This is a genomic window from Streptomyces sp. C, from assembly GCF_000158895.1.
Taxonomy (GTDB): Bacteria; Actinomycetota; Actinomycetes; order Streptomycetales; family Streptomycetaceae; genus Streptomyces; species Streptomyces racemochromogenes.
The window spans coordinates 6,915,855-6,917,124 of sequence record NZ_GG657750.1 but is presented as its reverse complement, the minus strand read 5'-3'; the positions used below and the strand labels follow the sequence as shown (position 1 = coordinate 6,917,124).

Here is a 1,270-nt window from a genome sequence, read left to right as displayed (position 1 = left end):
CGGCGAGCCATTCGGTGCGGTTGCCGGGCGGGGCCTGGCCGATGTCGAGCTGGAGGAAGTCCGAGCCGGTTGTGGACCCCTCGGCGGCGCCTTCTTTGGACCTGCTCACGGGACCATTGTGCCTCCAGGCTGGACGGCATGAGCACCTCCACTCCCACCCCGTCCGCCCCGTCCGCCTCCCTCTCCCCCGCCGCCGCCCGCTCCGTCCCGATGCGGGACCTGGCTCCCGGGATCATCGGAATGGCGCTGGTCGGCAGCAGCGTCACCGTCTCCCGCTCCCTGGTGGACGCCCCGCTGTTCGCCGCCCAGGCGGTCCGCTACGTGGCCGCCGCCGTGATCCTGGTCCTGCTCGCCCGGGCCGCCCGGGTGCCGCTGTCCCGCCCGCGGGGGCGGGAGTGGCTGTGGCTGGCCGGGATCGCGGCCGGCGGGCTGGTGCTGTTCAACGTGGCCGTGGTGCGGGGCGTCGCGCACGCCGAGCCGGCCGTGATCGCCGTCGCGGTGGCCTCCGTACCCGTCCTGCTCGGGCTGGTCGGCCCGCTGCTGGAGAAGCGCCGGCCCAGCCGCCGGGTGCTGCTGGCGGCGCCCGTGGTGGTCGCGGGGGCGGTCCTGGTCGAGGGGACGGGGCGCACCGATGCCGCCGGGGTCGGCTGGGCGGTGCTGGCGCTGGCCTGCGAGGCGGCGTTCACGTTGCTCGCGGTGCCGGTGCTGGGGCGGCACGGCGCGTGGGGGGTGTCCGTGCACGCGGTGTGGATGGGGGCGGTGATGCTGGCGGTGCTGTCGGTGGGCACGGAACGCCCGTCCGCCCTGGCGGAGCTGACCACCCGCCAGTGGGGGGCCGTCGGGTACCTGGCGGTGCTGGTGACGGCGGTGGCCTTCCTGCTCTGGTACCGCACGGTGGCGGCGGCGGGCTCCGGCCGGGCGGGGCTGCTGACCGGCGTCGCCCCGCTCGCGGCGGCCTGCGCCGGGGCCCTGTCGGGCGGCGGGGTCCCCCGCCCGGCGGTGTGGCTGGGCCTGGCGGTGGTGGTGGCCGGCCTGGCCCTGGGCCTGCGCGGCGGAGACGGCTCCCCCCACGCCTGACCACGCCCCGGCTCCGGCGGGGCGGGGGCGTACGCGCAGCCCGGTCCCGGCGGGGCGGGTCGTACCCGGGGGCTCAGGTTCCGGCGGGGACCAGGACCACGGCCGTCCCGTAGGCGCAGACCTCGGTCCCGACGTCGGCGGCGTCCGTCACGTCGAAGCGCATCATCAGCACCGCGTTGGCGCCGCGCGCCCT

At 77.9% G+C, this 1,270-nt stretch carries 2 protein-coding genes; one reads left to right on the top strand and one right to left on the bottom strand.

The genetic code is table 11. The features are described 5' to 3' along the window. The first annotated feature begins 138 nt into the window (after nucleotides 1-138). Nucleotides 139-1,077 (top strand): DMT family transporter, encoded by a 939-nt coding sequence (locus SSNG_RS31020; RefSeq protein ID WP_007267901.1) that lies wholly within the window; start codon nucleotides 139-141, stop codon nucleotides 1,075-1,077. A gap of 73 nt (nucleotides 1,078-1,150) precedes the next feature. Here the strand turns inward: SSNG_RS31020 and SSNG_RS40435 are convergent. Then, a partial coding sequence (locus SSNG_RS40435; protein ID WP_129593401.1) for a heavy metal-binding domain-containing protein occupies nucleotides 1,151-1,270 on the bottom strand: 120 nt, incomplete at its 5' end.

What these genes read in the sequence shown, in the direction of transcription:
- SSNG_RS31020 (WP_007267901.1), top strand. Translation starts at nt 139, where the DNA reads ATGAGCACCTCCACTCCCACCCCGTCCGCCCCGTCCGCCTCCCTCTCC.